Source organism: Polyangium mundeleinium (assembly GCF_028369105.1).
Lineage (GTDB): Bacteria > Myxococcota_A > Polyangia > Polyangiales > Polyangiaceae > Polyangium > Polyangium mundeleinium.
Window position 1 is genome coordinate 4,350,028 of the sequence record NZ_JAQNDO010000001.1, and the last position, 25,243, is coordinate 4,375,270.

General features: G+C 67.8%; 21 protein-coding genes. 7 read left to right on the forward strand and 14 right to left on the reverse strand.

The window, feature by feature from the left end:
• Positions 1–285 precede the first annotated feature (285 nt).
• The 8 genes from tnpC to POL67_RS17425 all read right to left on the reverse strand — a co-directional run bounded on the left by tnpC (position 286) and on the right by POL67_RS17425 (position 7,439).
• A complete protein-coding gene (tnpC, locus tag POL67_RS17390) occupies positions 286–1,944 on the reverse strand; it encodes an IS66 family transposase (RefSeq protein ID WP_271918491.1) in 1,659 nt (552 codons plus the stop codon).
• Positions 1,945–1,991: 47 nt separating this feature from the next.
• Complete coding sequence (tnpB, locus tag POL67_RS17395; protein WP_271918492.1) at positions 1,992–2,351, reverse strand: IS66 family insertion sequence element accessory protein TnpB; 360 nt, start codon at positions 2,349–2,351, stop codon at positions 1,992–1,994.
• Positions 2,348–2,701 carry an IS66 family insertion sequence element accessory protein TnpA gene (gene tnpA, locus POL67_RS17400; protein ID WP_271918493.1) on the reverse strand — a complete coding sequence of 118 codons (354 nt, stop codon included), beginning with the start codon at positions 2,699–2,701 and terminating at the stop codon, positions 2,348–2,350. Before tnpA ends, tnpB begins: the two co-directional genes overlap by 4 nt.
• A 368-nt stretch (positions 2,702–3,069) precedes the next feature.
• The gene (locus tag POL67_RS17405; RefSeq protein WP_271918494.1) at positions 3,070–3,684 is read right to left on the reverse strand and encodes a hypothetical protein; all 615 of its coding nucleotides are present in this window, start codon (positions 3,682–3,684) and stop codon (positions 3,070–3,072) included.
• 57 nt (positions 3,685–3,741) lie between these two features.
• Positions 3,742–4,389, reverse strand: coding sequence for a hypothetical protein (locus tag POL67_RS17410; RefSeq protein ID WP_271918495.1), 648 nt, complete (start codon positions 4,387–4,389; stop codon positions 3,742–3,744).
• 1,325 nt (positions 4,390–5,714) lie between these two features.
• Complete coding sequence (locus POL67_RS17415; RefSeq protein WP_271918496.1) at positions 5,715–6,074, reverse strand: hypothetical protein; 360 nt, start codon at positions 6,072–6,074, stop codon at positions 5,715–5,717.
• A 79-nt stretch (positions 6,075–6,153) separates the two neighbouring features.
• Complete coding sequence (locus POL67_RS17420; protein WP_271918497.1) at positions 6,154–6,915, reverse strand: hypothetical protein; 762 nt, start codon at positions 6,913–6,915, stop codon at positions 6,154–6,156.
• 383 nt (positions 6,916–7,298) lie between these two features.
• Positions 7,299–7,439 carry a hypothetical protein gene (locus POL67_RS17425; RefSeq protein WP_271918498.1) on the reverse strand — a complete coding sequence of 47 codons (141 nt, stop codon included), beginning with the start codon at positions 7,437–7,439 and terminating at the stop codon, positions 7,299–7,301.
• Between the two features lie 231 nt (positions 7,440–7,670).
• On the opposite strand from POL67_RS17425, the gene POL67_RS17430 reads away from it, so the two are divergent.
• Together POL67_RS17430 and POL67_RS17435 are read left to right on the forward strand one after the other, a co-directional pair.
• Entirely contained in the window at positions 7,671–9,035 is a 1,365-nt protein-coding gene (locus tag POL67_RS17430) for a hypothetical protein (protein WP_271918499.1), read from the forward strand.
• 207 nt (positions 9,036–9,242) lie between these two features.
• Positions 9,243–10,688: a transposase gene (locus tag POL67_RS17435; RefSeq protein WP_271915888.1), complete on the forward strand. Its 1,446-nt coding sequence runs from the start codon at positions 9,243–9,245 to the stop codon at positions 10,686–10,688.
• 310 nt (positions 10,689–10,998) lie between these two features.
• On the opposite strand, the gene POL67_RS17440 is transcribed toward POL67_RS17435, so the two are convergent.
• A complete protein-coding gene (locus tag POL67_RS17440) occupies positions 10,999–11,616 on the reverse strand; it encodes a hypothetical protein (protein ID WP_271918500.1) in 618 nt (205 codons plus the stop codon).
• A 1,071-nt stretch (positions 11,617–12,687) separates the two neighbouring features.
• Between POL67_RS17440 and POL67_RS17445 the strand changes: the two genes are divergently transcribed.
• From POL67_RS17445 to POL67_RS17455, 3 genes are all read left to right on the forward strand, one after another.
• Positions 12,688–14,334 carry a hypothetical protein gene (locus POL67_RS17445; RefSeq protein WP_271918501.1) on the forward strand — a complete coding sequence of 549 codons (1,647 nt, stop codon included), beginning with the start codon at positions 12,688–12,690 and terminating at the stop codon, positions 14,332–14,334.
• Between the two features lie 14 nt (positions 14,335–14,348).
• Positions 14,349–15,698 (forward strand): choice-of-anchor L domain-containing protein, encoded by a 1,350-nt coding sequence (locus POL67_RS17450; RefSeq protein WP_271918502.1) that lies wholly within the window; start codon positions 14,349–14,351, stop codon positions 15,696–15,698.
• Positions 15,699–15,770: 72 nt separating this feature from the next.
• The gene (locus POL67_RS17455; protein ID WP_271918503.1) at positions 15,771–16,904 is read left to right on the forward strand and encodes a serine/threonine-protein kinase; all 1,134 of its coding nucleotides are present in this window, start codon (positions 15,771–15,773) and stop codon (positions 16,902–16,904) included.
• A gap of 1 nt (position 16,905) precedes the next feature.
• Here the strand turns inward: POL67_RS17455 and POL67_RS17460 are convergent, their stop codons facing one another.
• Both POL67_RS17460 and POL67_RS17465 read right to left on the reverse strand, forming a co-directional pair.
• Positions 16,906–18,108 carry a hypothetical protein gene (locus POL67_RS17460; protein WP_271918504.1) on the reverse strand — a complete coding sequence of 401 codons (1,203 nt, stop codon included), beginning with the start codon at positions 18,106–18,108 and terminating at the stop codon, positions 16,906–16,908.
• A 44-nt stretch (positions 18,109–18,152) separates the two neighbouring features.
• A complete protein-coding gene (locus tag POL67_RS17465; protein WP_271918505.1) occupies positions 18,153–18,434 on the reverse strand; it encodes a hypothetical protein in 282 nt (93 codons plus the stop codon).
• Between the two features lie 206 nt (positions 18,435–18,640).
• On the opposite strand from POL67_RS17465, the gene POL67_RS17470 reads away from it, so the two are divergent.
• Together POL67_RS17470 and POL67_RS17475 are read left to right on the forward strand one after the other, a co-directional pair.
• Entirely contained in the window at positions 18,641–20,374 is a 1,734-nt protein-coding gene (locus POL67_RS17470) for a hypothetical protein (protein ID WP_271918506.1), read from the forward strand.
• A gap of 168 nt (positions 20,375–20,542) precedes the next feature.
• Complete coding sequence (locus POL67_RS17475; protein WP_271918507.1) at positions 20,543–21,607, forward strand: formylglycine-generating enzyme family protein; 1,065 nt, start codon at positions 20,543–20,545, stop codon at positions 21,605–21,607.
• A gap of 75 nt (positions 21,608–21,682) precedes the next feature.
• Here POL67_RS17475 and POL67_RS17480 read toward each other — a convergent pair whose 3' ends face one another.
• The 3 genes from POL67_RS17480 to POL67_RS17490 all read right to left on the reverse strand — a co-directional run bounded on the left by POL67_RS17480 (position 21,683) and on the right by POL67_RS17490 (position 25,201).
• Positions 21,683–22,051: a response regulator gene (locus POL67_RS17480; RefSeq protein ID WP_271918508.1), complete on the reverse strand. Its 369-nt coding sequence runs from the start codon at positions 22,049–22,051 to the stop codon at positions 21,683–21,685.
• A 214-nt stretch (positions 22,052–22,265) separates the two neighbouring features.
• Positions 22,266–23,822: a M16 family metallopeptidase gene (locus POL67_RS17485; protein ID WP_271918509.1), complete on the reverse strand. Its 1,557-nt coding sequence runs from the start codon at positions 23,820–23,822 to the stop codon at positions 22,266–22,268.
• A complete protein-coding gene (locus POL67_RS17490; RefSeq protein WP_271918510.1) occupies positions 23,819–25,201 on the reverse strand; it encodes a M16 family metallopeptidase in 1,383 nt (460 codons plus the stop codon). Before POL67_RS17490 ends, POL67_RS17485 begins: the two co-directional genes overlap by 4 nt.
• Positions 25,202–25,243: the final 42 nt, after the last annotated feature.

Genomic DNA, 25,243 nt, shown 5'->3' on the forward strand with positions numbered 1-25,243 from the left:
CTGGGAGGGACAGCTCGCCCGAAGCCCGCAAGAAAGCGTGATTCTGCGCAGCGTCAGAGCGCAGGTGGCAACCGCGCTGGTGCGTCCGAGAGTCTTGATGTTCGCCCGGAAGGCGGAGAGAGCTTGTCACGGCGTCGCGGCTCGACCGCACCGTCCAGGCGTGGCGAGGAAGCCACGTCACCGGTCGGCGCGCCTGTGCAGCGCGCTCCGAATGTTCGTGTCCGACGAACCCGAGCCGACGAAGGCGCGGATCCGAAGGACCCCACGAACGCGTCGCGCCCGAAGTCAGGACGAGGGCGGCGTGCTCGAAATGCGGCTCCAGATACTCCTGTCGAGCCGCTCACGAGCGTCGGTTTGCTCGAGGGTTTGCTTCCAGTACTTGGGGGACAGCTCGAGGACCCGGTCGCGGGGCCAATCGGGCAGCAGGATCAATACGTCGCGCAGGTATGCCCAGGGCTCGATGCCGTGGAGCTGGCAGGAGGCGATCAGCGAAACGGCGATGGTATTCCACTCGGCGCCCTCGTCGCTGCCCACGAAGAGCCAGTTTTTCCGGCCGACCGCCTGACGTCGAAGCTCGAGCTCCGACCCGTTGTTATCGAGACGCAGCCGGCCGTCGTCGAGGAATCGCGTGAGTGGCGCCCATTGATTGCGGGCGTAGCCGATGGCTTGGCCGATGGGGCTCTTGGGCAAGGCGACGAGAGCCTCCACGTCGAGCCAGATGCGAAAGGCCTCGAGCACGGGCGTGGCGAGCCTCCGGCGCTCCTCCGTCCGGCGAGCCGGCGGCAACTCCTTGGTCTCGGCGTCGATTGCGTAGAGCTTTCCGATGAACCCGAGCGCCGCGAGCGCGCGCTCCTTGTCGGACGAGAGCGACTTGAAGAAACCGCGGCGGCAGTGGGCCCAGCAGCCGACCTCGGTCACGTCCTCGGTGCGATAGAGCAGCTCGTAGACGTTGTGCGCGTCGGCGAGGACATAGCCCTTGTAACCGCGCAGGAATTCCCTCGGCCCGTCCTGCGTGTGCCGCGGCGTGAAGCGAAAGAGGACGTGGTCCCGGTCCGCGACGAGCACCCAGAAGTAGCCCCTCCGGCACTTCTCCTTCGCCTGCACGAGTACGCCGGTCGCGTCCATGGCGATGCAATGCGCTTTTTTCGCGTCGATGAACATCGCGTCGACGACGTACCTGAGCAGGCCCGTGGACGCCCCCACCCAGTTGCATAGGGTCGAGCGCGCGAGCGGGACACCTTCTCGCTCGTAGATCCTTTCCTGCCTGTGCAGCGGCAAGGAATCTGCATACTTGCTCACGAGCACGTGCGCAATCAGCCCGGGGCCTGCCATGCACCGCGGAATGGGCGCCTCGGGCGCGGGCTCGATACGCACGCCTTCTTCGGGCTTGCCTTTCGTCGCGAACTTCGGACGAACAACCCGGACCCGCACGTAGCCCGCGGGCCGCCATTCCAGCGTTTCGCTCACCTCCTCGCCGATCCGCACGAGGGACACGGCGCCTTCGCCCTTGGCCTCGGGCGGGAGGAGCTCGATTTCGTGGACGGGCAGGTGCTCCGGAAGGGGCTGCCGCCCGTGTGGGGTGACCTTGCGCTCCTTCTGCCTCGAATTCTTGCGCTCGGGCAGCTTCTCTCCGGAGGGCTGCTCGGAGGGCGGCTCCGCATCCGTCGATTGCGCGGAGAGCCGCTCGAGCCCGCCGAGCGCCTCGACGACGGCGTTGAACGCGAGCTGCGTCTGCGCAGGATCGACCTGCTCGGCCTTGCGACCAAAGAGATGGCGACGAAACCGCTCGAGCTCCATGCTGGCGAGCTCGTAGAGCTTGCGATACTCGTCGCGCTCGTGTCGGAATTTGTCCCGCTCGTGGCTAAGTTTGTCCCGCTCGCGGGAGGCTCCCGCGAGGCGGCTCTCCAGAGCGACGACCTTCGCCTCGAGCTCAGGGTTTGTCACGGGACGTGCCATACACGCCCCGTGGCTATCTTGTAAAGCGGAAAGTTTTACTTGATGGAACCCGCGTCGAGCGCGCGGATGCGCTGCTTCGCCGGCGGGAGCTTCACGCCTTCGAGGATCCTCGCCATCTCGGAGGCTTCGATCGGGATGCGCGTCGCGCCGGGCTCGAGCCCCTGCGGCACGCGAAACGTCCCGCGCTCGAGGCGCTTGTAGAGCAGGCAATAGCCAGTCCGATCCCACCAGAGGATCTTGACCCTGTCGGCCGCCTTGTTGAAGAACATGAACAGCGCGCCCGAGAGCGGATCCTCGCGCAGCACTTCGCGCACGACCCCCGAAAGCCCGTCGAACGAGCGGCGCAGATCGAGCCGCTCGGTGGCAACGTAAATGGCCATCCGTGCGGGGATCATTCGAGCGCTCCGCGCAGCGCCGCGACAACACAGCAGAGCTGGGAAAGGTCAGCGCCAGGAGGTACGCGAATCACCTCGCCGCGCGGAAGAACGACCTCCAAGGCCGTCGACCCGGGGGCGGCAGGCGGTGCGTCGTCGATGATCTCGACGGGCAAGAGCATCGGTGCTTCCGCCGCGAATTCGGAGTCCTGCGCGGCCTCCTGTCTGCCGAGCCGGCTGCTCCACCAGTACATCGTGACCGGGCTGATTCGATGGCGCTTCGCGAATGCGCGCGCCGACAGGCCGCTGCAGCGCCACTTCTCCACAATACGCCGCCAACGGCGCTCGGCCTTGGTCGTCCTCGTAGCCATGACGAGCCTCCCTTCGACGAGGCATACATGCATGGCCGAGGGGTGAGGCGGAAGGATGGGGGTGGCGGGACGGATACCGCCCCTCGATGGCCTCGGGGCCGGTCGCGACGCACCCGCCCCCCATATCGAGCCCGCGGATCTACGCGGTCGAGCGCGATCACAGCCGCGAGACCTCGGGGGAGATTTCGCCGCTCGCCGCTCCGCCTCGATGCACGAGGCCAGACGTCGAGCCCGAGGCAGACATCGAGCCCGAGGCCGACGAGCTGGGGCCGGCGTCCAGGGCGACAAGCCCGAGGCCGGCGTCCAGCGCTGCTCCGCCTCGATGCCCAAAGGGGGACGAGCACGCGGCGCGCCCCCCTCGGAAGCGCTCAATTCATCTTTCGCAGCCTTTCGGGCTCGACGTTCGGAAGCACTCGAAACCGACCATTCCCAGCGAAATCCACCACGCGAGGCCCGCGCAATGCCTGCTGTAGATGCATCAAGCCGCTCGCTTGCCCTTCCGTGCTGACGACGAATCCGAGCATGGCCCAATGCTTCGCCTCGTCCGCGCTGGCGTACGGCATCACGACAAGCTCGCATCCAGCGGCAAAGGACGCGCAGAGTCGGCGGACCACGGCCAAGTCGACATTCCGTTTTCGATAAGCTTCATCAATTGACAGTTCCGCGATATAAAATAGGTCGCTACCGTGCCCCTGCGCGTATTCATCCCTAAACCAATCCTCATCGAAATAGACTGGATAGAGCGCCTCAAACTCAGCCCCCTCCGCATCGAGCGCGTCGAGCAGAGACACGTTGTGATGCGCCGCTTCGCTCACGTGGACGATCGCGACGAGGGCGCTACCAATGTCCGTTTCGTCGTCGTCCTCGCATTCGTCCTCGTCGGCGCTCGATTCGTATACCACGCAGTGAAGCCACGTAATCAGTCCCCTGTCTTCGTTCGGTTCGCCGACAGGCAGGTTTCCTACGATACGGATCCCGATCATGGTGCGCTTTTATCCACGGAAGCGCGCGCCCGTCAACCCGGGCAAAACCTGGACGCCTCACGTGTTCGCTTGCGTCGAGCGGCGCCCCGTGCTCGGCCATCGACGGCACGCCGTGCGCTCGACGACAAGGCCGGCGCTCGATGCCCCGACGAGCGGCGCACACGCCACGTGCTCGCCTGCGTCCCCGTTCGCGTCGAGCGGCGCCCCGTGCTCGGCCATCGACGGCACGCCGTGCGCTCGACGGCAAGGCCGGCGTCGATGGCCCGACGAGCGGCGCACGCGCCACGTGCTCGCCTGCGTCCACGTTCGCGTCGAGCGGCCACGTGCTCGCCCATCGACGGCACGCCGTGCGCTCGATGGCAAGGCCGGCGCTCGATGTCCCGACGAGCGGCGCACGCGCCACGTGCTCGCCTGCATCCACGCTCGCGTCGAGCGGCGCCACGTGCTCGCCCATCGACGGCACGCCGTGCGCTCGACGGCAAGGCCGGCGCTCGATGTCCCGACGAGCGGCGCACGCGCCACGTGCTCGCCTGCGTCCACGCTCGCGTCGAGCGGCGCCACGTGCTCGCCCATCGACGGCGCGCCGTGCGCTCGATGGCAAGGCCGGCGCTCGATGGCCGGCCCGACGAGCGGCGCACGCGCCACGTGCTCGCCCGCGTCCACGTGCGCGTCGAGCGGCGCCCCGTGCTGGCCCATCGACGGCACGCCGTGCGCTCGACGGCAAGGCCGGCGCTCGATGCCCCGACGAGCGGCGCACGCGCCACGTGCTCGCCTGCGTCCGCGTGCGCGTCGAGCGACGCCCCGTGCTCGCCCATCGACGGCAGGCCGTGCGCTCGACGGCAAGGCCGGCGCTCGATGCCCTGACGAGCGGCGCACGCGCCACGTGCTCGCCTGCGTCCGCGTGTGCGTCGAGCGACGCCCCGTGCTCGCCCATCGACGGCAGGCCGTGCGCTCGACGGCAAGGCCGGCGCTCGATGCCCTGGCGAGCGGCGCACGCGCCACGTGCTCGCCTGCGTCCACGTTCACGTCGAGTGGCGCCACGTGCTCGCCCATCGACGGCACGCCGCTCGACGGCAAGGCCGGCGCTCGATGTCCCGACGAGCGGCGCACGCGCCACGTGCTCGCCTGCGTCCACGTTCGCGTCGAGTGGCGTCACGTGCTCGCCCATCGACGGCATGCCGTGCGCTCGATGTCCCGACGAGCGGCGCACGCGGCACGTGCTCGCCTGCGTCCACGTTCGCGTCAAGTGGCGCCACGTGCTCGCCCATCGACGGCACGCCGCTCGACGGCAAGGCCGGCGCTCGATGTCCCGACGAGCGGCGCACGCGCTACGTGCTCGCCTGCGTCCACGTTCGCGTCGAGCGGGCGTCACGCGCTCGCCCATCGACGGCACGCCGTGCGCTCGACGGCAAGGCCGGCGCTCGATGTCCCGACGAGCGGCGCACGCGCTACGTGCTCGCCTGCGTCCACGTTCGCGTCGAGCGGCGCACGCGTCCCCACGTGCTCGCCCGTACACTTCTCGGCGCGCGTCGGGTACCTGGCGAGGGACCGGGGGTTCGTTCATCCGTTCCGGAATCGTTCCGGAATCGTTCCGAACCCCCTCGAAAGGGGGGTTTTGGGTAGGCTTGACAAGGGGAGGGGGATGGACTCACCCCCCGAAATCCCCGGGTTTTCGCTGCTCAGCTCCATCCGATTCCTCTGCCCCCCACGCCGCGGGCCGGAGCAGAGGGCCGGAGCAGAGGGCCGGAGCAGAGGGCCGCGCGCCTCGATCCCGTCTGCCTCGGGATCCGTTGCGACGCACGCCCCCTTGTCTGGCTGGCCCAATTTCACAGTCGAGCGCAGAAGAGCGACGCGAGCGACGAATACGCGGCGGGCGTCGAGCGCCGCGCCTCTCGATGCACGAGGCCGACGAGCTGGGGCGGGCGAGCACGAGGCCGGCGTCGAGCGCCGCGCCCCTCGATGGCCTCGGGGTCGGTCGCGACGCACCCGCCCCCCACGTCGAGCCCACGAATCTTCGAGGTCGAGCGCGGTCACGGCCGCGAGACCTCGGGGAACATTTCGACGCGCGCCGCTCGCCGCGCCGCCTCGATGCATGAGGCCGACGAGCACGAGGCCCACGTCGAATGCCGCGCCGCCTCGATGCACGAGGCCGACGAGCACGAGGCCCATGTCGAGCCCAAGGCCGACGAGCGCGAGGCCCACGTCGAGCGCCGCGCCTCCTCGATTCCCGAGGCCGACGAGCACGAGGCCCATGTCGAATGCCGCGCCCCTCGATGCACGAGGCTGGCGAGCACGAGGCCGACGAGCTGGGGCCGGCGTCCGGCGAGCGCGAGGCCCGCGTCGAATGCCGCGCCGCCTCGATGCACGAGGCCGACGAGCACGAGGCCCACGTCGAGCGCCGCGCCCCTCGATGCACGAGGCCGACGAGCTGGGGCCGGCGTCCGGCGAGCACGAGCCCGGCGTCGAGCGCTACGCCGCCTCGATGCACGAGGCCGACGAGCACGAGGCCCACGTCGAGCCCGAGGCCGACGAGCTGGGGCCGGCGAGCACGAGGCCCACGTCGAGCGCCGCGCCCCTCGATGGCCTCGGGGTCGGTTGCGACGCACCCGCCCACGTCGAGCCCGCGGATCTACGCGGTCGAGCGCGGTCGTGGCCGCGAGAGACCTCGGGGAGATTTCGCCGCTCGCCGCTCGCCGCGCCGCCTCGATGCACGAGGCCGACGAGCACGAGGCCCACGTCGAGCGCCGCGCCCCTCGATGCACGAAGCCGACGAGCACGAGGCCCACGTCGAGCGCCGCGCCCCTCGATGCACGAGGCCGACGAGCTGGGGCCGGCGTCCGGCGAGCGCGAGGCCCGCGTCGAATGCCGCGGCGCCTCGATGCACGAGGCCGACGAGCACGAGGCCCACGTCGAATGCCGCGCCCCTCGATGCACAAGGCCGACGAGCACGAGGCCCATGTCGAGCCCAAGGCCGACGAGTACGAGGCCCACGTCGAGCGCCGCGCCGCCTCGATTCCCGAGGCCGACGAGCACGAGGCCCACGTCGAGCGCCGCGCCGCCTCGATTCCCGAGGCCGACGAGCACGCGGCCGGCGTCGAGCCCGAGGCCGGCGAGCTGGGGCCGGCGTCCGGCGAGCACGAGGCCGACGTCGAGCGCTGCGCCCCCTCGATGCACGAGGCCGACGAGCACGAGGCCCGCGTCGAGGCCGCGCACCCTCGCACGGGGTGCCATCCTGACAACGTTCGAGGGTGTTCCGGGGGTTCGTTCATCCGTTCCGGAATCGTTCCGGAATCGTTCTGACCCCCCTCGAAAGGGGGTGTCTCGGTGCGCTTGAAGGGAGGAGCGGCGAGGGGCGACCCCTGAAAATCCGCGGAAATCCAGGGGTCGCCTGCTAGGGTGTTCCTCCGCCCCCCACGTCGGCCGTCGGCCCGCAGATGTACGCGGTCGAGCGCGGTCACGACCGCGAGATTTCGGGGGAGATTTCGACGCTCGTCCCGCCGTCCGCCTCGATGCCCGAGGCCGACGAGCACAAGATCGGCGCGCCCTGCTCGCCGGGGTCGGTCGCGACGTACCCGCCCCCCACGTCGAGCCCGCGGATTTACGCGGTCGAGCGGTCACGGTCGCGAGACCTCCGGGGAGATTTCGACGCTCGCCACGTCGTCCGCCTCGATGCCCGAGGCCGACGAGTTGGGGCCGGCGAGCCCGAGGCCGGCATCGAGCGCCGCGCCGCCTCGATACGAGAGGCTGACGAGCACAAGATCGGCGCGCCCTGCTCGCCGGGGTCTGGCGACGGGGTGGGTGTTGGGGAGGGCCTGGGAGCTCCCCTAACAGAATATCCCTCCAGGCTCGATGATGGGGGGCCGGCCTTGTGTGCATGACTGACAATCCCGTACTTATGTATCATAACACACATGATCCAGCAGGAGTTGCATGGGCGGCATCAGTCTGATTAGCTATCCTCGGCCGGGCATTGATGCCCCTGTTGAATGATGACGATGGACCTTTCGGACAAGGACGAACTTGGTCGCGCTTGTCAGCGCATTTGCGGGATATTAGGAGTACAGGTACAGCCGGGAGTTCTGGAAGCTTATCTCCGCGGTCAGGACAGGGCCCTGATCAGCTACGAGAAATTGGAGCAATCGCCCACTACGATACCAGCGGTCATAAAATATGTATTGGCTGCGGAATCCTACCGCCGGCAGCCGGCTGTCGAATGCTATTACGACATATTTCGCTGCGCTCGCATGGTTCCGCTGCTACTTTTTTTGGACCGAGCATCCAGGATTGTTAAGCAAAAAGTTGCGCACGCCGACGATCGTCTGGTGCGCCTCGGACGTGAAACCAAGTTGGATGCGTTCGACGCTGCATTGTTCGAGATCGTAACGGCCGCGCGCTACGCTGAATGTCCTGAGGTCACGGAGGTTGCCTTTATTCCCGAGACCCATCAACAGCAGCCAGACCTTCGTGTGACCACCCCAAATGGCGTGCTCTACGTAGAGTGTAAGAGATTCGACAGAAGCTCCAACGCTGCTATTGACCTTCGCTTCACCGCACGCCAGAAAGCACAAGCCATCTTGGCGTGTTTACAACACGTCGCGATCTCGGCAGTGGTTGAGGTCGTGTTCAAGGTAAACCCGGCCGACATCACCAATGAGGAGATAGTATACGCCGCGGGTGTGGCCATTCGTACGGGCGCCCCGTACGAGACAGACAAGTTTCACATCGATCATCGACGACTAGTCTGTGGACCACTTGAAGACTACATGCTGTTTCCGTCTGCCTTGTATTTTGCGAACCGATACGGATTTTCGACTGATGGCGATTGGCATGGTTTGGTTCCTAACTTGTATGCCAAATACGCTGGTCCCTCATTTTTAGATGATGTTCAATGGGAAGCTGCGGTTAAGTGGAAGGTGACCGACAATCGACTGCTCTGGCAGCAGAAGCGGTTGGGATACAGTCTATTGTTCAAAGGCCTAGATCAGCTCGCTGCCCCACACGACAGCGCGGAGACTGTTCTACACGTGTGCTTCGAGCGAGACAATCCTCTGGGACCTCGGCGCGATGAATTGTTGCATTTTCTCGAAACGCTAAGAAAGAACAGTGACAAGCATACGTTTGGCTGGACAATATTCAACGAACTTGTGATTAACATGAGCCCGGCAGGGCGCTTCGACTTCGTTGAACATGCGCATGCAATCGCTGGACCGAAGCGCATGTCGTCTAGGCCGCACGTCGCGACGGTTTTTGTTCCGGAGTCTGCGATAAGGAGCAGCGTAGGCGCATTTGGCGTGGGTGTTGAAATGCCGCCGGTCGACGTAGATCCGGCGATACACGAACAGGAAGACTGACCGTACAGTCGTTTCATCGTGGAAAAGGCCCGACGCTCAGGTGGCCCATTCCAGGACGGGGAGAGTCACGGGCGCGATACCTCGGGGGAAGACTTCGCCGCTCGCCGCTCGCCGCGCCCCGCTCGATGCCTTTAGCAGCCTGTGGACTTATCCCGAAGGAGGCTCGACAGGAACTGGCGTCGATGGTAGTTTGTCCGCGTCATGTCGATGGGGCGAACACGTGAGAAGCAGGCGTCGCTCTGGGTGGCGGCGCCTTCGCTGCCGCGGTCGCCGGGGCACCGGTTCTACGAGAAGCTGAACGAGCTTCTTCGCGAGAACGGGTTTGACCGGGCCATGGAGGCGGCGTGCGCGAAGTATTTCGAGGCCGACGGGACGGCGGGGAGGCCATCGATCCCGCCTGGGCTTTACTTCCGGATGCTGCTGGTCGGCTACTTCGAGGGGATCGAGTCCGAGCGTGGGCTCGAGTGGCGCTGCTCGGACTCGCTGTCGCTGCGGGAATACCTCGGGCTGTTGCCCGGCGAAACGGTGCCCGACCATTCGACGCTTTCCAAGATGCGCAAGCGCCTCGGCAGTGAGGTTTTCGAGGGGATGTTCGCCTTCGTGCTCGGGGTCGTGAATCGCTCCGGGCTCCTCCATGGCAAAGTCATGGGCGTGGACTCGACGTATCTCCGCGCGGACGCCTCGATGAAGGCGATCGTGCGGCGCGAGACGGGCGAGGTGTACGCGGACTACATCAAGCGGCTGGCGAAGGAGGAAGGCATCGAGAATCCGACCATGGAGGATGCTCGGCGACTCGACCGCAAGCGCAAGGGAAAGAAGACGTCGAATACCGACTGGAAAAGCCCCACCGACGAAGATGCCCGCATCGCAAAGCTCAAGGATGGCCGCACGCGATTGGCCTACAAGACCGAGCATGTCGTCGACATGAGCACGGGCGTCGTGGTCGCCGCGGAGGTCTATTCAGCGAACGAGGCCGACCCAGCGACGATGGCGCAAAGCCTCGAGCAGGCGCGCACGAATGTCGAGCAGGCCAAGAGCAGCGAGGAGCGCGATTCGGACGACGATCCGCCTCCGGAGGGCGGCAGCAGCGACGCGGAGCCCGAGCGCACCGTGATCGAGGTCGTGGCGGACAAGGGGTATCACAAGGCCGAGCTGCTTCTATCGTTGAAGGTGTCCGGCTATCGCACGTACGTCCCGGAGAGGATCCAGTCCGTCCGCAGATGGGTGGACAAGGGCTGGGATATGCAGCAAACGTTTTACGGGAACCGAAACCGCGTGCGTCGTCCGAAGGGGCGCGCTCTTCAACGCAAACGTGGAGAGCTCATCGAACGAACATTCGCCCACGCATGCGAGACGGGCGGAATGAGGAGGGTGCGAGTGAGAGGCCGGGAGAACGTGAGAAAACGCTACCTGGCGCATATCGCCGCGCTCAATTTGGGGCTCGTGCTACGTCAAATACTCGGCGCAGGGACCCCGCGGGCCCTGGCCGCGGCCCGGAAGGGCTCCGCCCTTGCAGTTTTGGTGATATGGGCAGCCATGGTGGCCCTGGTACGGGGCACGCCGAGGCGGTTGGCACGATTTTCCCGGGCCACGTGGCGCGGGATGTACCCGCATCAAATGCAAGATGTTGGGGTCGCGATCGGGGGCGCGTAGATCCACGGGCTGTTAGGTCGACGCGCTGGGGCCAGCGAGCACGAGGCAGGCGTCGAGCGCCGCGCCGCCTCGATGCCCGAGGGGTCGGTCGGGACGCACCCGCCCCCCACGTCGGGACCGCGAAATTTACGCGGTCGAGCGCGGTCGCGGCCGCGAGACCTCGGGGGAGATTCCGCCGCTCGCTCCCCGCCGCTCGCCGCTCGCCTGGCAAGCGCGCCGCACCGTCCGCCTGGATGCCCGAGGCCGACGTCGAGCGCCGCGCCGCCTCGATGCCCGAGGGCGACGAGCCGCGGCGCGCCCCCTCGGACGCTCAATTCATCTTTCGCAGCCTTTCCGGCTCGACGTTCGGAAGCACTCGAAACCGACCATTCCCAGCGAAATCTACCACGCGAGGCCCGCGCAATGCCTGTTGTAGATGCATCAGGCCGCTCGCTTGCCCTTCCGTGCTGACGACGAAACCGAGCATGGACCAATGCTTCGCCTCGTCCTCGCTGGCGTACGGCATCACGACAAGCTCGCATCCGGCGGCAAAGGACGCGCAGAGTCGACGGACCACAGCCAAGTCGACATTTCGTTTCCGATGGGCGTCATCAATCGATAGCTCTGCGATATAGAACAGATCAGTCCCGTGCCCCTGCGCGTACTCGTCCTTGAACCAATCTTCATCAAAGTACACTGGATAAAGGGCCTCGAATTCGGCCCCCTCCGCGTCGAGCGCGTCGAGCAGGGAAACGTTACAATGTGCGGCTTCGCCTACATGAACGATCGCGACGAGCGCGTTACCAATGTCCGTTTCGTCGTCATCCTCGCATTCGTCATCGTCGTCGCCGGTCGATTCGTAGACGATGCAGTGTAGCCACGTGATGAGCCCCCTGTCTTCGTTCGGCTCGCCGACTGCCAGGTTTCCCAGGATACGGATCCCGATCATGCGGCGCTTGTATCCACGGAAGCGCGCGTCCGTCAACCCAGGAAAAACCCCGGGCGCCTCACGCACTCGCCAGCGTGCATGCTCCCGTCGAGCGGCGCGCGCCTTGTGCTCGCCTGCGTTGTCGTTCGAGACCAGCGGCGCCCGTTCGCGCCCCTCATCGGCACGCCCGTGCGCTTGGCGCGAGGTTCGACCCTCGATGGCCCGTCGAGCGGCGCGCGCGCCGGCACGCCCGTGCGCTCGACGCGAGGCCCGACCCTCGACGGCCCGTCGAGCGGCGCGCCTCGTGCTCGCCTGCGTTGTACTTCGCGACCAGCCGCGCGCCGTGCGCCCCTCATCGGCACGCCGTTCGTGTCCAGCCGCGCGCCGTGCGCCCCTCATCGGCACGCCGTGCGCTCGACGCGAGGCCCGGCCCTCGATGGCCCGTCGAGCGGCGCACGCGCCTCGTGCTCGCCTGCGTTGTCGTTCGTGTCCAGCGGCGCGGGTGCGTGCGCCCCTCATCGGCACGCCCGCGCGCTCGACGCGAGGCCCGACCCTTGATGGCCCGTCGAGCGGCGCGCGCGCCTCGTGCTCGCCGGTGCTCCGTTCGGATGCCCATCCTGGCGAGCGGGAAGGGTGTTCCGGGGGTTCGTTCATCCGTTCCGGAATCGTTCCGGAATCGTTCCGAACCCCCTCGAAAGGGGCCTTTCGGTGCGCTTGAAGGGGGGAGCCGCGAGGGGCGACCCCTGAAAATCCGCGGAAATCCAGGGGTCGCCTGCTAGGGCCTTCCTCTGGCCGAGAGGGGGACGCGAGGCGTCCCCCTCGGGACTAGAGGGGTGAATCGGCCGGGCTCTGCCTGGCCGAGAGGGGGACGCGAGGCGTCCCCCTCGGGACTAGAGGGGTGAATCGGCCGGGCTCTGCCTGGCCGAGAGGGGGACGCGAGGCGTCCCCCTCGGGAGAAAGGCCGAGCACATCCCGGCTGTTGACGTCTGGGGCTCATCATGGTCATGCTGGCGACCAGCGTTGGGTTCGTTCGTTCGGCCCCGGCGCCCCTTGCTTTCTTTTCCGACACGCTACGACGCCGAGGCGAAAACGATGGGTGGACGCTGGCACAAGTTGGGGGTCGCCCTCGTGGCGGTGGTGTGCTCGTCGGCTTGCGCGACGGGTGTGGTCGACGAGAGCTCGGGCGGCAGCGAGAGCAGCGGCACCGGCGGCACCGGCGGCACCGGCGGCGTGCCCTCGACGGGCGGCGCAGGCGGCGAGGGCGGCGAGGGCGGCGTGACCGGAGACGGCGGCGCGGGCGCCATGGGCGGCGCGGGCGGCGCGGGCGGCGCGGGCAGCGCGAGCAGCTCGGGCACGGGCGGCAATCCGAACTGCGGCAATGGCGTGATCGATCCGGGCGAGCAATGCGACAGCGCCGATTTCGGCGGCAAGACGTGCGCGAGCATCGGCCTCGGCTCGGGCGACCTCCTGTGCAACCCGTTCTGCGGCATCGTCGCGAGCGGCTGCGTCCCCAAGGAAGCTTGCAACGATTTCAAGGACAACGATCTGGATGGCCTGCTCGATTGCGCCGATGACACGTGCTTCATGGAAGCCGCGTGCCTCGACTCGTGCTTCGCGCCGAAATCGCTCCCCGTCCCCGGCGGGTTCAGCGGCGACGCCTCGGGCCGCCCGAACCTCGAATCCGCGTCCTGCTCGCCCGTGAGCGGCCCCGAGGCCATCTTCGAGATTCTGATCCCGCAGAACGGCACGTTCGTGGCCACGGTGAATAGCTGGGAGGCCGATTTCAGCGTCTCGCTCCGCACCACCTGCGGCGATCCCGCGAGCGAGATCGCTTGCGGCAACGACCCGAACCCCGATGGCGGCAAGGGCGACAAGGTCACGCTCGAGGTCGTCCAGGGCCAGAAGCTCTACCTCGTCGTCGACGGCACCGCGGGCAGCGCTGGTTCCTTCGATCTCAACGTGGACATGCCTCCGCCCGAGAGCTTCTGCTACGATTTCTACGACGACGATCAGGACGGCTACGTCGATTGCGACGACGCCACCCAGTGCCAGGAGACCTTCGAATGCCAGCCGGGCGCCAACTTGCTCGGCCAGCCCTGCATCGTCCCCTCCGATTGCGCGGCGAACGCGAAGGATCCCGCGTGCCTCCAGGACTGGCTGGGGTTTCCCGACGGATATTGCACCGAGTGGTGTGATCTCGCCGCGCAGGACTGCCCGGGCGACGGTCATTGCGCCGACCTCGGCTTCGGCAGCGTGCACGGCATCTGCCTCGACGGCTGCACGATCGACGCCGATTGCCGCGTCGGGTATGCCTGCGTCGACGAGGGATACCCGACGAAGGTCTGCCGGCAGGGGCCCGAGCAGAACTGCGCGAACTTCCAGGACGACGACAACGATCAGCTCAGCGATTGCGAGGACCCGAGCTGCCAGGCCACGCCGGCCTGCAAGCCCGGCTCGAAGGCCGCCGGCCAGCCCTGCACGAAATCGAACGAGTGTTACGCCGGGCAAAACGATCCCATCTGCCTCCACCAGGACTGGTTCGGCGCGCCCGGCGGCTACTGCTCCGAGTACTGCAACTTCATGGACGATTGCGGGCCCGGAGCGATCTGCGCGAGCTGGTTCTTCTTCCCGAGCGGCGCCGGCACCTGCATGCGCACCTGCCAGACCGACGCCCAGTGCCGCCCGGGGTACACCTGCGCGGATAGCGGCCTCAGCGAAAAATTCTGCATAGCTTTTTGACTTAGGAGCTCGTCATGCGCGAACGAATGCGTCTCTTCGACACGGCCCCTCGGCGCGTCGCCCTCGCGGCGCTCGCCGTCGCGCTCCTCGCGCCCCTCGCGCCCGCCGCGTGCGCGGCGAACGGCGGCGGCACGGGGTTCGACGGGGACGGCGGCGCGGGCAACGGCAACCCGGGCCAGGGCGGCGCGGGCCACGGCGGCACGGGCATGGGCGGCGACGATCTCGGCTTCGACGCCGGAAACCAGGGCGGCGCGGGCGGCGAAGGAGGGATCATCAACTGCGATCCCAAGGGCACGGAGGACGACGTCGACGGCGACGGCTTCACCGAGGCCGAGGGCGATTGCAACGATTGCGACAAGAACCGCAACCCGAACGCCGTCGAGGTGCCTACCGAGCCCGGCAAGGAGGCGTTCGACGAGAACTGCGACGGCGCCATCGACGAGGTGGTCGTCTCCCTTTGTGACGACACGCTCGTCCTCGACAGCATGGATCCCCTCGACGGCGTCCGCGCCGTCGATCTCTGCAAGGTCTCCCAGGGCTTCGGCGATTGGGGGGTGGTCTCGGCGCAATGGACCATGGCCGACGGCTCGCCGCCCCCGCTCGGGAACGAAGTGAACTTCCACCTCGGCCACGGCCTGCTCAGCGGGTTCGGCCCGAACATCACGACCCGCAAGGGCGCCCGCGTGCTCGCGCTCTCCAGCGGCACCGCCCGCCAGCCCACGGATCCCGGGTATCAATCGGTCGAGGGCTTCGACAAGCTCTACATGGGCAACCACCCGCAGGGCTTCCCCAAGGAGTCACCCGCGTGCCCCGGCACGAGCACCGGCGAGCCGCACGACGTCGCCGGGCTCGAAGCCGTGATCCGGGTGCCCTCGAACGCCTATGGCTTCTCGTTCGACTTCAACTTCTACACCTACGAGTGGCCGAACTACATCTGCAGCCAATTCAACGATTTCTTCGTCGCGTTGCTCACGCCGATCCCGCCCGGGCAGAGCGACGGCAACGTCTCCTTCGACAGCCAGGGCAACCCCGTCAGCGTCAACAACTCGCTCCTCGAGGTCTGCGGTTGTCTGGGCAACCCGCCCAATCCCTGCCTCGCGGGCGACAAGATCTTCCAGTGCAGCCTCGGCAACGTCGACCTCATCGGGACCGGGTTCGGCTTTGACGGTGGCGACGGAATGGACCACGCCTCGACCGGCTGGCTGAAGACGCAGGCCCCCGTCAAGCCTGGCGACCAGATCACCCTCCGGTTCGCCGTCTACGACTCGGGCGACGGCGGCCTCGACACGACGACCCTCATCGACAACTGGCAGTGGATCGCCAAGCCCGGCACGACCGTCGGGACGGCGCCCATCCCCAAGTAAAACGAGAGACGAACGGCTGGCGCACGGTTGGGCCTCCCACGCGGCGGTCCTTCGCGCTACCATCCCCGGTTGATGTCCCTGTCCCCGGCCGAAAGCTTCGACCGATACGTCATCGAGGAGCGCCTCGGGGAAGGCGCCGTCGGCGAGGTGTACCGCGCCATGGACACGCGCCTCCGCCGCAAAATTGCGCTCAAGGTGCTGCGGCGGGATCCCGAGATGGAGTCCGAAGCTTGGGACCGCAACGTTGCGCGTATGCTCCGCGAGGCGCGCGCCGCGGCTGCGCTCACGCATCCGAACATCGTCGCCGTCTACGACGTCGGCGAGCACGAGGGCGTTCCGTTCATCGCGATGGAGCTCGTCGCCGGCAAGACGCTGCGCTCGTCGATCGGCCGCGACATCTCGCAGGGCGAGCGCATCGAGCTCCTCCTCCAGGTCGCGCTCGCGCTCGCCGCCGCGCACGCCGAGGGCGTCGTGCACCGCGACGTCAAACCCGAGAACGTCATGGTCCGCGAGGACGGCGTGGCCAAGGTGCTCGATTTCGGCATCGCCCGCAGGCTGCCCGGCGGCCTCACGAACACGCAGGACAGCGGCGTCTCGCGCCTCTCGCGGCTCACCGGCGACGGCAGCATCGTCGGCACGCCCGCGTACATGGCCCCCGAGCAGCTCCTCGGTCACGAAATCGACGCGCGGGCGGATCAGTTCTCGTGGGGCGTCATGGCGTTCGAGTTGCTCGCGGGTCGGTTGCCCTTCCGCACGGACGGCGGAGGCCTCGGGCTCGTCACGTCGATGCTGAACGACGAACCGCGCCCGCTTGAAGGCGCGCCGGAGGAGCTCGCCGCGATCGTTCGCCGTGTGCTCTCGAAATCGCCGGAGGAGCGATTCCCCTCGATGGAGGATCTCGTCGAGGCGGTCGCGGGCGTCATGGCCTCGGTACTCCCGCCGGCGCCGCCGATGCGCAAGAAGATGTTGTCCTCGGGGATCCGGCTCGTCTACGCGCAGGCCCCGGAGGCCGCCGCGCCCGCGCCCGAGCCGCCGCCGCCGGCAAGGACGAACCCCATTCTGATCGTCGGCGCCGCGGCGCTCGCCGTGGGCCTCTTCATCGGCGGCGTGCTCTTCTTGCTCCAGCGCAGCCAGGCCGAGGCCCCCCAGGCGCCCGCCGCCGCGCCCCCTGGGGCCGCCGCGACGAACGCGCCCTCCGGCCGCTGATTCAGGGTTTTTTCGCCCCGTCCGCCTTGGCCTTGTCACCCTCGGGCGCCTTGGCCTTGTCGGCGTCCGGCGCCTTCGCCTTCTCGTCGGCCGTCTTGCCCGCCTTGTCGGCGAGGTCCTTCGCGCGCCGCTTCACGAACACGTCCGGATCCTCTTGCATCGCCACGAGCAGCTTCTTGCCGTCGGGATCCTTCTCCGCGACGAGCTCGAGCGCCCTGCCGCGCGCCATTCCGCTGTTCGTGCGGGTCTCGAGGATCGCGCGCGCCACGGCGAGCGCACGCTTCTTTTGCGCGTCCGACGCCCCCGGTTGCCGGTGCAGGTAAAACAGCGCCGACGCCATCTGCGTCGACTTGATCGTCCCCTCCTTTGCGCGCTTCTCGATCTTGTCGAGCAGCGGATCCCACTCCGCCTTGCACCCGCCGCCTTGCGGGTAGAACGAGCACAGGTAGGCCGCTTCGCCTGACACGTCGTCGGCCGCGTCGTCGACGAACCCGAGCCACATCTTGCACGAATCTGCAGCGCGGCTCGGTGGCGTCCCCGTCCAGAAGGCCGACATCGCGGCCTTGCGCACGACCACGTCCTTGTCGTTCGTCGCGATGTCCTTCACGAAGTCGTAGAGCGTCTCGCCGTTCGAGAAGAGCATCCGCGCGAGCAGGCTCGTGCGCATCTGCTGCACCGGGTGGCCCTTCGCCATCGTCTTGATCCGCTCGCCGAGCCCGGTGTCCGCGTGCTTGATCCCGCCGACGACCCCGCCGAGCTCCTGCGCCACGGTCTTGCTCGCCTCGCCCTCGGCCACCACGAGGATCCGCTCCGCGAGCGCCTTGTCGTTGCGGAAGGCTTTTCCGCGCTGCGAGAGCGCGCGGCTGCCGAGCCAGCGCACCTGCTCGTTCGGATCCTCCAGGAAGCTCACGAACGTCGCATCGGCCTTCCCCTCGCGGATGAGCTCGCTCTCGATGAGCGCCTTCATCTCGGGGCACATCGAGTCGAACCCGTAGGTGCCCCACTTGCACCCGAGCGCCTTCTTCGCGAGCTCGACCACGGCGGCGTCGTTCCCGGCGGCCTCGATCCCCTTGGCGCTCGGTTTCGCCTCCGTGGGCGCCGCGGATCCGGCCGGATCCGGCCCCGACGACCCTTTGCTGCACCCGAGCCCGAGCCCTGCGAGGAGCGCGATCGCGGCGATCACGCGCGTGCGAACCATGTTCATGCCCCCTCCTTACCGCATTTTCGGTGGAGCGTGGGCGAGCGCGCTCAGGCCGCGGCCACCTTCTGCGCGACCTGCTTCGGCCGGCGGATCGGGGGCAGCTCCCGCGTGAGCAGCGCCGATCCGATCGCGAACCCTGCCAGCGAGAGGCGTAGCCGCAGCGCGTCCACGAGCCCTTCCTGATGGAGCGCGCTCACGGTCTTGCGCACGTCACCGCGGCGCACCTTGATGGCGATCGAGAGCGTCTCGAGGTCCATGGTGCGGCCCTCGGTCTGGGCCTCGGCGAGGGCACGGAGGATGTAGGGCGCGATGTCCTTGGGCGTCATCATGATGAGGGCACCCTACCCCCTGTGCTGAACGTGTGCACAGTTTGTGGAGATGATTTTTTGTTCAGTCCTTCGTGGTGGCCTGCGTCACGAACCCTGAACCTCTGTCCCATGTTGCGTGACGCGAGGGGAGGGCATTCCGTGATATCCTCGGCGCTCCCTTTTCGCATGCGCTCTTTTGGGGGCTCTTGCACACTGGAGGACTTCGCATGAAATCGAATCGCTTGTGGGGACCAAAGCTCGCCGCATTCTCGTTCCTGGCGCTGACCGGTCTCGTGGCCTGTGGAGGCGACGAAGGAGGATCTGGCGGATCGGGCGCGAGCGGCGGATCCGGGGGCCAGGCGGGCGCGGGCGGGGAAGGCGGCGCGGGCGGCGGCGGCGGGATGGGAGGCGAGGGCGGCGGCGGTGGCGGCGGGATGGGCGGCGAGGGCGGCGCGGGTGGAATGGGCGGCGCCGGCGGCGCGGGCGGCGGCGGCATGAGCGGGTTTGCGGCGATCGTGATGCCGTCGAGCCGCGTCGTGCTGGAGGCCGACAATGGCGGCGCGCTCTCGGCCGGCTGCGGCGTGCAAAAAGACGGAATGGCGTACGGCGGCTCGTTCACCTCGACGGTCACCGTCTCGCCGCAGGCGGGCGTCGTCGAGAGCGCGGGCAAGTACACGTTCGCCGAGGCGGGCATCTTCACGGTGGGATGCGAGGTCGTCGTCGAGGGACAAACCGTCACGGCCGAGACGCAGGTCTCCGTGCTCAACGAGGCCATCGCGCCGCTGCTCGCGAAGGCGGGCGCGGGCCTCGCGGGTGTGCAGAATGGCGTGCACGCCGTGATGGCAGCGAACGGCGGCTCCGATCAAGCGCTGAAGGACGCGGTCCTCGCCCTCGACGCGAGCCTCGTCGACCTCGACCCGCTCCATTACACCGAGCTCGCCGACGTCCTGCGCAAGATCCCCGGCGATTATCCCACGACCGCCGAGCTCACGGCGGTGGGCGTCACGAAGAACGCGGACGACGATGCCCTCGCGGCGGACATGGATGGTCTCGGGGCCGCGCTCGCCGAGCTCCGAACCACGATCGCCTCGATCGCTCCGAATGCGCCGAAGGCCGGCGACGAGGCGCTGCTCGCGACGAAGAGCGCGGCCGTCGATTCCGCCGTGCAAAAGCTCGCCGCGCTCGAACCCACGGCGCACGGCGTGATCGCGAATCGCGCGAAGTTTGCCGCGCTCGTCCGGGATCAGATTGCGCCCGCGGGCCGGTCCGTGGGGCAGCTCGTCAGCGCGACGGCCAAGGCCGAAGCTGCGCCCGTCTTCATGGCCAAGGCCCCGGGCGTGGGCGAGAAGCCCGGCGGTGGCGCGAGCCATTTCGGCTTCTTGAGCCTCACGCTCGGCATGTTCAACCAGAACATGCTCCAGATGCAGCTCATCAACAAGATGTACGGCAAGTACATCGAGGCCATCGACAAGAGCCTCAACAACCTCATCCTCATCCAGGCGATCGATTACCTCCTCCCGCCGAACCCGGAGGGGCCGGTCATCGAGATGATGTACGCGAGCTCGTCCACGAGTTTTTCGAAGGTCGGATACGACACCTGGGTCCACGGTCACGGCTTCAATTCGGACCCGAACTTCAACATCTTCATCATCATTGGCGAAGGCTGGCAGACGATCGTCGAGAGCGTCTTCACCGCCTGCGGGGTCGGCGACGCGAACACGCTGCCCGAGATGGTGGACACGGTCGAGCAATGCATCAAGGACGTGAAGGAAGCCGCGCAGAACAGCCTGCCGACGAACTCCATGGAGGTTGTCGAGCCGGGCTTGCTCGCCGAGCAGGACATCCACATGGGGCCGTTCCCGGAGGCCTGTTCGAGCGCGATTCCCCTGGCGATCGGCGTCATCCCCGTGAACCTCGCGACGGGCCGCGGCCCGGTGTACAAGTCGAACTGCATCAAGTGACTTGAATGCATCAAGCCCGAGCGTCCGCGCCGCCCCGGCGACGTGGCGCTCGGTCCTCCGCCTCGTATTGCATCAACGAGCCGCGATTTTTACACCGCGACGCAAACGTCCAAACCTCCCATTCCGCCCACTTCTGTGCGTCGTCGCTCCGTGGTAAAAGCATCTCCCATGCGACGCACCTCTCTCGTTCTTGTCGGTGTGCTCTTTCTTCCCATCCTCGGTTGTTCGCTCGACACCAATGGCGCAATCCCGATCACCGGCGGGGGCGGCCAAGCAGGCAGCGGCGCGGGCGGAGGCGCGAGTTCGAGCAGCGGGAGCGCGAGTTCGAGCAGCGGGAGCGCGGGCGCAGGCGGCGTCGGCGGGATGGGCGGCGCTGGCGGGATAGGCGGCGTTGGTGGCGCTGGCGGAATGGGCGGCGTGGGCGGCGCCGGCGGAATGGGTGGCGCGGGCGGCCAGGGAGGCGTGGGCGGGGGCGGGCCGACGTGCCCCGTGGGCAGCACGCCCATGGTGCTCGTCGAAGGGCCCGAGGGGCCCTACTGCATCGACGCGACCGAGGTCACGAGCCTGCAATATTCGTTGTGGCTCGCCACGTTGCCGGCGCCGAACACGCAAGATCCCTTGTGCGGCTGGAAAAACTCGTACATCCCGCGTTCGAGCGGCGCCAACTGCAACAACACCCATTACGATCCCATCACGAAGCCCAACCATCCGGTGGCTTGTGTCGACTGGTGCGACGCGCGCGCCTTCTGCGCGGGCGTGGGCAAGCGCCTTTGCGGCGCGTTCGGGGACCAACCGCTCGGTTATGACGAATTCAACGATTCCGCGAAGAGCGAGTGGACGTACGCCTGCTCCAACAAAGGGGAGAGGAACTTTCCGTACGGCGATGACTACGAAGAGAAAAGGTGCGTCGACGATCCCTTCGACGGCACCCTGAACGCCGGTAACGGCAATTCCGAGCCGGTCAAGGCCGCCACGAACTGCAAGGGCGGTAACGGCTTCTCGGGCCTCTTCGATATGTCCGGCAACGTATGGGAGTGGGAGGACGCATGCAAGCCCGCCGGAAACCCGGGGGATCCGAAAGACGATCAGTGCCGGGATCGGGGCGGCTCGTTCTGGGACCAGGAAAACCGGCTGTCTTGCACGTCTCTGTCGGTCGATCGCAGGCGAGACGTTTTCAACAAGAACCTCGGCATTCGCTGCTGCGCCGATCCCATCAACCTCGGCGTGCCCTGATTCGAAAGGATCAAGGGAAGCCTCGGAGGAGCGAATGGGGGCGCTCCACCGAGGTTTCCCTTGTTCCGTGATCGTTCAGGCCGCGGCCGTGAGCTTCGAGCGCAGGTAGCGGGAGACCTCGTCGAGCTCGTAGGGCTTCGGGACAAACCCGATCGCGCCGCACTCCGTCCGTTCGAGCTGGCGTTGCGAGAGCGGATACGCGCTCGTGAGAATGATGCGGGCCCGCGGGAAGCCGTGGCGGATCTCCCGGGCCAGATCCAGGCCGTTGAGCTCCGGGATCATGAGATCGACCATCACCACGTCGTACCCTTGCTTGTCGTCGAGGTGGTCTTTGACCTCCTGGGCAGACGTTGCGAGGGCGACCCGGTAACCTTCGAGGCGCAATGCCAGCGAAAGAGAACGGCGCTGTGTACTTTCGCTGTCCACGATGAGCACGCTGGGCATGTCTCACCTCCCTCCCGTCGGGCTCGAAAAAGGAACGAGGGACGTACTAGCAAAGGCCGGGCCAAGATCCTCTGCGCCGTAGGAGGGGGCGGATCCCGGGCATTTCGGGGGGGTAGAACGGTTGACCAGGGTAGGATGGGGACGGACGCGTTTCACCCTTGAAATCCTGGGCCACCTTCCGGTTTTCGTCTTCGCGATCCAGGGCGCTGGATCTTCAGGGCCGGGCGGGGGCCGCGGCGGCGGGCAGCGTGCGGGTCCGGGCGAAGCGGCGCGTCGGGTCCACGACCTTCACCTCGCCGAACCTTTGCAAGATCGGGCCCACGCTCGTAGCGTCGCCCGAGACCACGACGACGGCGTGGCCGGAGCGCACATGCTCGGCGAAGGCCTTCGCCGCGGCCTCGGGGGCCATGGCGCGGATGGCAGCGATGCGCTCGTCGAGGGCCTCGTCGGGCAACCCGCGGGATCCGAGGTCGCAGAGCTCGTCGGCACGCGCGCCGGGTCGGCTCGTGCTCACCGCGCGGACGCTGCCGAGGAAACGCGCGGCGTTTTCCATTTCGCGCGAGCTCGGCGCCTCCTGGGTGAGGGCGCGGAGCGCTGCGAGCACCGCCGTGAGGGCCTCGCCGGTGCTCTCGTGGTTCATCTTCGTGTACACGTAAAACGCAGACGGCCCGTTCGCGAACGGCACGGTCTCCGTGAAGACGTGCGAGGCGAGCCCCCGTTTGTCGCGCAAATCGAGAGCGAGCCTGCCCGTGGCCGCGCCGCCGAGGACCGCGGCGGCGGCGACGAACCCCGCGTAGCTCGGCTCTGACTCCTTGGGCCCGAGCGATCCCACGACCATCTCGCTTTGCGTGCTGCCGGGCCTGTCGACGAGCGTGATCTTCGTCGACTCCGGGGGCATCGGATCCGTGAAGGAGAGGGCGGGGGCGGCCCTCCCGGAGAGCCCGCCAAGGTGTTTTTCCGCGACCTTGCGGACCTCGTCCGCGGGCACGTCGCCGGTGATCGCCGCGATCATGTTTTTCGGGACGAAATACCGGCGATGGTATTCCTTGCAATCGGCGGGCTTGATCTGCCCGATCTCCTCGGCCATCGCGTCGAACGAGGCATACGGATGGTGCTCGCTCGGGAGCGCGAAGAGGTCGCGGTGCAGCATCATCCAAGCGCCCCAGGCGCCGTCGCTGCGTGCTTTTTCTGCGGCGCGTTCGGCGAGCGCGCCCTGCACGCGCTCGATCTCCTTCGGATCGAGGCGCGGGCGGCCGAGGACGGAGGCGAGCTCCTCGGCCGCCTCGGCGAGGCGGGACCCGGGCACCGAAATGCCGTACACCACCCGATCCGCATTCAGGTCCACCGACAAACTCGCCCCGAGCCCCTCCAGGCGTTTTCGCAGCTCGATCGCATCGAGCGCCCCCGCCCCCGACGAAGCCACGGCCCGCGCGCAGACCGCCGCGAGGCCCGTCCGTTCCCCATCCACCGCGGTGCCCGCAAGCACGGCGATCCGCAGGTGCACCACGGGCACCGCGCGATCGAGCAAGCTCACGACACGCAGGCCATTCTTCAGCTCGATCCAGGTAGTCTTCGGCGTGGCAAACGGCCTCGGCGGCGCGGAATCGGGCGACGGCTCCTTCGGGTCCGAGGCGGCTTGTGGCTCCTTCGGCTTCGCATCGGCCGTCTTGGCGGGCGGAGGCGTATGCAGCGGCGGGGGCGCGACGGTTTGGCCGGGACAACCCGCGACGAGGAAGGCGAAAAGCCCGAGGGCATACGCGCGCCGCTTCATCGCGACCCCTCCGCCACGCTCGCGACGTTGCCCGCAGAGGCCGGCTTCGGCCGCGTCTCGATCACGGTTCGACGTTTCGCCACGAGATACTGTGCCGCGGCTTTTTGCACGTCCGCCGGCGTCACACTGGCGAGCCGCTCGAGCTCGCGCCCGATCACCCGCGCGTCGCCATTCCAGAGCTCGTGCTTGCCGAGCTCCACGGCGCGATTCCGATTCGACGCGAGGCCGAGGACGAACGCCGCTTCGAGCCTCTTTCGCGCCCGGATCGTCTCCGCCTCCGTGGGGGGCGCGTCGGCGAGCTCCTTCAGCGCCGCGTCGACCCGCTTCTCCACCTCTGGAACGGTCGCATTCTGCGCGAGCCGCACCTCGACGTGGAAGAGCCCCGGCCCGCGGCCGAACCGCGCATCGACCTCGGCCCGCGCCTCCGTCGCGAGCGCGTCCGCGCGCACGAGGCGCGAGACGAGCCGCGAGCCCTCGCCGTCGCCGAGGATCACCTGCGCGAAGCGGAGCGCGTCGTGCTCGCGTGTCCCGAGCTTGGGCATCACGAATCCATACGAGAGCGCCGGCGCGCGGGCGAGCGCGTCTTCGACGACCTCACGCCGCTCCGCCGTCTGCTCGGGCACGGTGGGCTCGGCGAAGGGTTTGGCCTGGATACGCGCAATGCCGTCGAAATGACGGTGCACGAGGGACATGGCCATGTCGGGGTCAAAATCCCCCGAGATCCCGAGCACGGCGGTGTTCGGGCCGAAATGCGCCGCGTGGAAGGCGCGGACCGCGGCGAGATCCGCACGCGCGCGATCCGCGCCCGATGTCCCGTGCGCATACGCCGGACATCCCTCGAACGCGAGCGCGCCGAGCCGGGCATCCGCTTTTCCGTAGGGCACGTGATCCACGATGGCGAGGGCCTTGCCATCGGCGTCGATCGCCGCTTGGTCGAGGTTGACGCTCCGCATGCGCTCGGCTTCGAGCCAGAGGCCGACCGCGAGCTCGTTTTCGGGGACGATCATCGAATACGTCGTCCGATCGACCGTGCTCTTCGCCGTGACGAACCCGCCGCGCGCGGCGACGAGGGATTCGAATTCGCCCGCGGCGAGGTTTTTCGTTGCGCCGAACAGGAGGTGTTCGAAGAGCCGGACGAACCCGCCCTCGCCTTGTGCCTCGTCCCGCGAGCCGACGTCGTAGGTGACGGCGATGGCCACTGCGTTCGAGGCGTGATCCACGTTCATCACGACCCGCAGGCCGTTGTCGAGCGTGGCGCGCTGGATCGCGAGGCGCAGCGCCGGGGGCGGATCGGCTTTGGGAGGAGCGGCGAGCGCGGGCGTGGGCGCGGCGAGGAGCGCGAGCGCGACGAACGACGGGCGCGGGGAGGGAAAGCGCATGGGCCCGCGTTTCTTACCACGCGGGACCGCGGGACTCAACGC